Raw genomic sequence first — 6352 nt, 5'->3', positions numbered from 1 at the left:
CCGGGCGGCCCCCAACTCCCCCCCGCCCCCAGCCCCCCCCCCCCCCCCCCCCCCCCGCCGCGGGCCCCCCGGGGGCGCCCCCCCCCCCGATCCGCGCTGGTGGCTCGTCGTGAACCGGCGGCGCGGGGCCGCGTGCGTTACCGGGCGTTGTCGCCCTTCATCTTGCCGAGGAGGCCCTGGGCCTTCTCTTTCGCCTTGTCGGCGTATTCGTCCATCTTATCGCCGGCGGGCGATTCTTTGGCCTTGTTGTACAGATCCTCGGCCTTGTCCTTCATGCCGGTCCGGTTCTTGTCCCGCATGTCGCCGGTCCGGTCCGAGGTCTTGTCCCTGACGTCGCTGGTCTTGTCCGTGGCCTTGTCCTTGGCCTCGTTGAACTTGTCCTGCATCCCCACGATGAAACCCCTCCTGTGTGAGTCGACTTCACTATAGGGGCGGGTGAGGGGCCTCGCCGGAATTTCGGATACATCCCCGGTCGATCCCCGGACGCTACCGGAGGATGACGCGGCGGGGGCCGCTTGCGCCGTACGGTCGCCCCATGAACGACATGGAACGCACCGGGCGGGCCCGCACCGCGATCGTCATCGGCGGCGGCGTGGCCGGTCCAGCGGCCGCGCTGGCCCTGCTCAAGGCCGGGATCGAAGCCACCGTGTTCGAGGCTTACCGTCCGGGCACCGGCTCGCGCGGCGGGCCCCTGACGCTGGCCTCCAACGGCTTGAGCGCCCTGCGCGTGGTCGGCGCGGACCGGGCCCTTGCGGGGGAGGGCATCCCGACACCGCGGATGACCATCCACTCCGGATCGGGCAAGGTCCTGGGCACGATCGAGTCCGCCCCCGACCTCCCGGCCACCACGACCCTGCCGCGCGGGCGCATGGCCGAACTGCTCCAGGCGCACGCGGCGGCCGCGGGCGTGCCGGTCGTGTACGGCAAGCGGTTCGTGGACGCGGTGGACACCGGTCGCAGCGTCATCGCCCAGTTCGACGACCACACGACCGCCGAAGCGGACCTGCTGATCGGCTGCGACGGCATCCGCTCCACAGTGCGCGGTCTGATCGACCCGGCCTCGCCGAAGCCGCACTACACGGGCCTCATCGGCCTGGGCGGGTGGAGCGAGACGCCGCTCGGCGTGAGCGACACCGGAGGCGCATTCCACATGGTGTTCGGCCGCAAGGCGTTCTTCGGGCACGTCTCGGACGGCGAGCGCACCGGCTGGTTCGCGAACCTGCCGTTCAAGACCTTCACCCGGGAGCAGCTGCAGGGCACCTCGTTCGAGGAGTGGATCGCCTTGATGCGCACGCTGTTCGCGGACGACCGGAGCGCGGCGGCCCGGATCCTCGACCACGTGACGCCCGATGCGTTCATCCCGGCGTCGCCGCTGGAGGACCTGCCACACGTGCCCGTCTGGTCCAAGGGCCGGATCGCGCTCATCGGCGACGCCGCGCACGCCACCTCGCCCTCCTCGGGCCAGGGCGCGAGCCTCGCGGCCGAATCGGCGGTCGAGCTGGCGCGGTGCCTGCGCGACCTGCCCGTGCCGCAGGCCTTCCAGGCCTACGAGCGGGCCCGCCGGGAGCGCGTCGAACGCGTCATCGCCACGGCGGCGCGCACGAACCAGTCGAAGGCCGCCGGTCCGGTCGCCGCCCGCTTCAGGGACGCGCTGATGCCGTTCTTCATGGCGCGCTTCACGACTCCGGAGAAGACGGCCTGGCAGTACGGCCACACCATCGACTGGGACGAGCCGGTGCCGGTCTAGGGAGTGTTTGAGAAACCCCGCCGGCCGCTATCCGGCCCATTCACCCGCTCACTGCGTTGTCAGGACCCCTGCATACAACACCGGTATGCAGGGGCCCCTCGGCCTTGCGAGCGAACGAATGGACTCGGATACCGACTCGCCGGGACTTCTCAAACACCCCCTAGCGGCCGAGGACCTGGGCGAGCTGGTCGAGGAAGACCCGCTCGCCTTCGGAGATAGCGACCTTCTTGCTGAAGAAGCCGCCGTCCTTGGTCTTCACGGACTCGGCGATGACGGTGGCGATCCGCAGGAGCCATTCGGCGTACGCGTCGGCGTCGGCCGCGTCGGCGCGGTCGCGCAGGAGCGCGGTGGCGTCCCCGGCCTGCTTGAGCGCCTGGGTCATCGCCTCGTCGTCGAACGGCAGCTCGCGGTCGTCTTCGGCGGCGTCGGTGCCGCGCTCGCGCAGGCGGGTGGCGACGGCCTTCACGAAGGGGTTCTCGTGGCGCTGCGCGGCCCGGAACTCCTTGGCGCCGGCGGTGACCTCCTTGAGGAACGCGAGGGCGTTCCTGTGGCCGTCGGCGACGATCGCGCCCTTCATGACCACGCCGGGGGTGTCCAGGAGCAGGTCGAGGTCGTCGCCGGCGAAGGCGGAGAGCTCTGTCATGTCAACGCTTTCCGTTGGGTTGGTACGGGAACCGCCCCAACCTACCGGTCGGCGCCGCGGTGCGGTCAGGAGCGCTCGGCGCCGGTGAGGCGGTACGCGTCGTACACGCCGTCGACCTTGCGGATGACCTTGATGATGTGGTCGAGGTGCTCCGGGTTGGCCATCTCGAACGTGAAGCGGGACAACGCGACCCGGTCGCGGGTCGTGGTCACCGTGGCCGAGAGGATCGAGACCCGCTCGCCCGAGAGGACCTGCGTGACGTCCGCGAGCAGCCGGTGGCGGTCGAGCGCCTCGACCTGCACGGTCGCGACGAACGTCGCCTGGTCGTCCTCATGGGACCAGTGCACCTCGAGCACCCGGTCGGGCTGCAGCTCGATGCGCTCCTCGGCGTTCTCGCAGTCCCTGCGGTGCACCGAGATCACGTGGTAGCGCGTGGCGAAGCCGATGATCGGGTCGCCCGGGATCGGGTTGCAGCAGTGGGCGAGGCGCACCGGCATCTCGCCCTCCTCCATGCCCGCCACGGTGACGGCGGCGTGGATGTCGCCGTGCGCCTCCGGAACGATCCGGGCCGGCTGCGTGGGCGCGGTGGCCTCGGCCATGTCCTCGGCGGCGCCCTCGGCCCCGCCCTGGACGTCCAGAAGCCGCTGCACGACCTGCGTGGGCGAGACGTGGTGCTCGCCCAGGGCCGCGTACAGCGCCTCGACGTCCTTGAGGTTCAGGTCCTTCGCGAGCGACGTCAGGTTGTCGTGGGTGAGCATGCGCTGCAGCGGGAGCCGGCGCTTGCGCATGGCCCGCGTCAGCTCGTCCTTGCCCAGCTCGATCGCCTCTTCGCGGCGCTCGCGCTTGAAGTGCTGCTTGATCTTGGTGCGGGCGCGCGGGCTCCTGACGAAGCCCAGCCAGTCCTCGCTGGGCGAGGCGTCCTGGGAGTTCGAGGTGAAGACCTCGACCACGTCGCCGTTCGACAGGGTCGACTCCAGCGGCACGATCTTGCCGTTGACCTGCGCGCCGATGCAGCGGTTGCCGACCTCGGTGTGCACGGCGTACGCGAAGTCCACCGGGGTCGAGCCCGCCGGGAGGGCGACCACGTCGCCCTTGGGCGTGAACACGTACGCCTCGGAGGACGCCAGGTCGAAGCGGAGCGCGTCGAGGAACTCGGACGGGTCGGCGGCCTCGCGCTGCCAGTCCAGCAGCTGGCGCAGCCACGCCATGTCGTCGATGTGGGCCGGGGGACCGGCCACAGTGGAGTTCTTGGTCTCCTTGTACTTCCAGTGCGCGGCGATGCCGTACTCGGCGGTGCGGTGCATCGCCCACGTGCGGATCTGGATCTCCACCGGCTTGCCGTTCGGACCGATCACCGTGGTGTGCAGCGACTGGTACATGTTGAACTTCGGCATCGCGATGTAGTCCTTGAAGCGCCCCGGCACCGGCTGCCAGTTCGCGTGGATCACCCCGAGGGCCGCGTAGCAGTCCCGTTCGCTCTCGACATGGATGCGCAGACCCACCAGGTCGTAGATGTCGTTGAAGTCGCGGCCGCGCACGATCATCTTCTGGTAGATCGAGTACAGGTGCTTCGGCCGCCCGGAGACCTCGGCCTTGATGCGCGAGTTCTTCAAGTGGTCCTTGACCTGCGTGATCACCTGCTGGAGCAGCATCTCCCGCTGCGGGGAGTGCTCCGAGACCAGGCGCGCGATCTCCGAGTAGCGCTTCTTGTAGAGCGTCGCGAAGGACAGGTCCTCCAGCTCCCACTTGATGGTGTTCATGCCCAGGCGGTGGGCGAGCGGGGCGAGGATCTCCAGCGTCTCGCGGGCCTTCTGCTCCTGCTTCTCGGGCGGCAGGAACGTCAGGGTCCGCATGTTGTGCAGGCGGTCGGCGAGCTTGATGACGAGCACCCGCGGGTCCTTGGCCATCGCCACGACCATCTTGCGGATCGTCTCGGCCTTCGCCGCGTCGCCGAGCTTCACCTTGTCGAGCTTGGTGACGCCGTCGACGAGCAGCGCGACCTCGCCGCCGAACTCCTCCGACAGCTCCTCGAGCCGGTAGTCGGTGTCCTCCACCGTGTCGTGCAGCAGCGCGGCCACGAGCGTGTTCGTGTCCATGCCCAGCTCGGCCAGGATCGAGGAGACCGCGAGCGGGTGCGTGATGTAGGGGTCGCCGGACTTGCGGAACTGCCCGTTGTGCAGCTCCTCCGCCCGCGTGTAGGCCTGCTGGAGCAGCCGCACGTCGGCGCGCGGGTGCGCGGCCCGGTGGGCGGCCACCAGCGGCTCGAGGACCTCCGGGAGCTGCGAGGCCTGCCAGGGCGCGTTGAAGCGCGCCAGCCGGGCCCGCATCCGCCGCCCGGTCGGGGGCCCGATCGGGCCGCCCGGGGCGGGCGCGGCGTCAGCGGACTTGCCGGACGCGGCTCGCTCGGTCACCACGCACGCCTCCTCGGTATCAGCACGGATCGACGACTTCGCAAATGATCAACAAAGCCTCGAGCTCCATCCTACTTGCCGACGCCTGCGAGGCATATCTTTGCACTACCGCGCTGGGCGGTGTGATCGCACACCAATACCCGGAGCGGACCGGCAGGGCGTGCTACATGCCGCCCGGGACGGCCACCTGCATCGCACCGGCGGCCGCCACCTGCTCGACGATGTCGAGACCGGCGGTCACCTGGCCGAGGATCGTGTAGTCGGCGGGCAGCTGCGTGTCCTTGTACACGATGAAGAACTGGCTGCCCGTGGTGCCGGGGCCGGCGTTCGCCATCGCGATGGTCCCGACCGGGTAGTTGCCCGCGGCCTGGACCGGCAGGTTCTCCTCGCCGTACGAGTAGCCCGGGGAGCCCTGGCCCGCCATCTCCGGCGTGCCGGCCTCGATCGCGGCGCGCGCGTCGGGGTCGCCGCACTGCAGGACCCAGATGCCGTCGGTGACCACGCGGTGGCACTGCTGGTCGTCGAAGTAGCCGTCCTTCGCGAGGTGCGTGAAGGAGCCGGCGGTGCACGGGGCCTCCGCCGTGTTGATGTCAGCGGTGATCGTGCCCAGGTTGGTCACGATCGTCATCTGCTGGGTGCCCGCGGCGGGCTCGGTCCCCGGCGGGGTCGGGCTCGTGCCGTCAGCGGAGGTGTACATGCAGTCCTCGGACGCCGAGGCGTCGGGCGTGCTCATCTGCACGCACTCGAGGTAGACGTCCTGGGCGGGCTGCCCGTCCGTGACGCCCTCGGTGGCGGTGCCCACGGCGCCCTCACCGCTGGGCTCGATGCCGTCGCAGCGCGTCGAAGCGGCCTCGGCCTCGTCGACGAGCGTCGCCAGGTCGCCGCCGACCGCGCCCGAGTCGCCGTCGTCCGACTTCGACACGTTCACGCCGATGACGACCGCGGCGGCCGCGAGGACGAGGACACCGCCGACGGCGCCGATGATCCAGCCGTTCTTGCGCTTGTGCTGCTCCTGCTGGGCCTTCGCGGCCATGCGCTCCTGCAGCTGCTGCCGGGCGGCCTGGCGCTGGGCTTGTTTCGACGCCACCGTCGATCTCCTTCGTCGCGCGTACGGGGGTACTTACTCGGTCGTTTCGGAGGGGGTCTCGGAAGGTGCTTCCGAGGGCTCTGCGGACGCGGTGGGGTCCACCGTCGCGCTGGGGTCGAGCGGGGCCTCGGTCACCTCGGAGGTGGGGGTCTCCTCGGCCGCGGGCTCCTCGTCCTCGAAGAACCCCGACTGCCACAGGTAGGCGAGGGTCAGCACCGCGGCGACCGCGAGGAGCCCGCCCAGCGCCTGCAGCTGCCGGCGGCGGCGCAGCTTGACCGCGAGGCGCGCGTTCTTCTTCGCGTTCGCGATGCGCTGCTTGCGCTGCTCCATGTGCTTGGACTTGGCGGGCACCTGGCCTCCTACGTATGACCGGTCTCGGCGATGCCTGCGAACCGTAAGTACGCACACCGCCCGTTTCAGGGGTTACGAGTTCCGCAGTTTAGCCGGGTCACGTCAGACGCGTC

6 protein-coding genes are annotated in these 6352 nt (G+C 70.2%); 1 reads left to right on the top strand and 5 read right to left on the bottom strand.

Annotation, left to right across the window (positions count from 1 at the left end):
• Nucleotides 1-137: 137 nt before the first annotated feature.
• Nucleotides 138-392 carry a hypothetical protein gene (locus O2L52_RS03520; RefSeq protein ID WP_270113936.1) on the bottom strand — a complete coding sequence of 85 codons (255 nt, stop codon included), beginning with the start codon at nt 390-392 and terminating at the stop codon, nt 138-140.
• A gap of 143 nt (nt 393-535) precedes the next feature.
• On the opposite strand from O2L52_RS03520, the gene O2L52_RS03515 reads away from it, so the two are divergent.
• Nucleotides 536-1747 carry an FAD-dependent monooxygenase gene (locus O2L52_RS03515; RefSeq protein ID WP_270113935.1) on the top strand — a complete coding sequence of 404 codons (1212 nt, stop codon included), beginning with the start codon at nt 536-538 and terminating at the stop codon, nt 1745-1747.
• A 160-nt stretch (nt 1748-1907) separates the two neighbouring features.
• On the opposite strand, the gene O2L52_RS03510 is transcribed toward O2L52_RS03515, so the two are convergent.
• The 4 genes from O2L52_RS03510 to O2L52_RS03495 all read right to left on the bottom strand — a co-directional run bounded on the left by O2L52_RS03510 (nt 1908) and on the right by O2L52_RS03495 (nt 6239).
• Nucleotides 1908-2390, bottom strand: a complete 483-nt coding sequence (locus O2L52_RS03510) for a hypothetical protein (RefSeq protein ID WP_270113934.1) — start codon at nt 2388-2390, stop codon at nt 1908-1910.
• A 65-nt stretch (nt 2391-2455) separates the two neighbouring features.
• Complete coding sequence (locus tag O2L52_RS03505; RefSeq protein ID WP_270113933.1) at nt 2456-4804, bottom strand: RelA/SpoT family protein; 2349 nt, start codon at nt 4802-4804, stop codon at nt 2456-2458.
• A gap of 160 nt (nt 4805-4964) precedes the next feature.
• On the bottom strand, nt 4965-5888 hold the full coding sequence (locus O2L52_RS03500; RefSeq protein ID WP_270113932.1) for a peptidylprolyl isomerase: 924 nt from the start codon (nt 5886-5888) through the stop codon (nt 4965-4967).
• A gap of 33 nt (nt 5889-5921) precedes the next feature.
• Nucleotides 5922-6239, bottom strand: coding sequence for a hypothetical protein (locus tag O2L52_RS03495; protein WP_270113931.1), 318 nt, complete (start codon nt 6237-6239; stop codon nt 5922-5924).
• Between the last annotated feature and the right edge of the window lie 113 nt (nt 6240-6352).

Source organism: Glycomyces algeriensis, assembly GCF_027622855.1.
GTDB lineage: Bacteria > Actinomycetota > Actinomycetes > Mycobacteriales > Micromonosporaceae > Glycomyces > Glycomyces algeriensis.
Note: the sequence above shows the minus strand (reverse complement) of the source record. Positions and strands in the feature narration are given on the sequence as shown.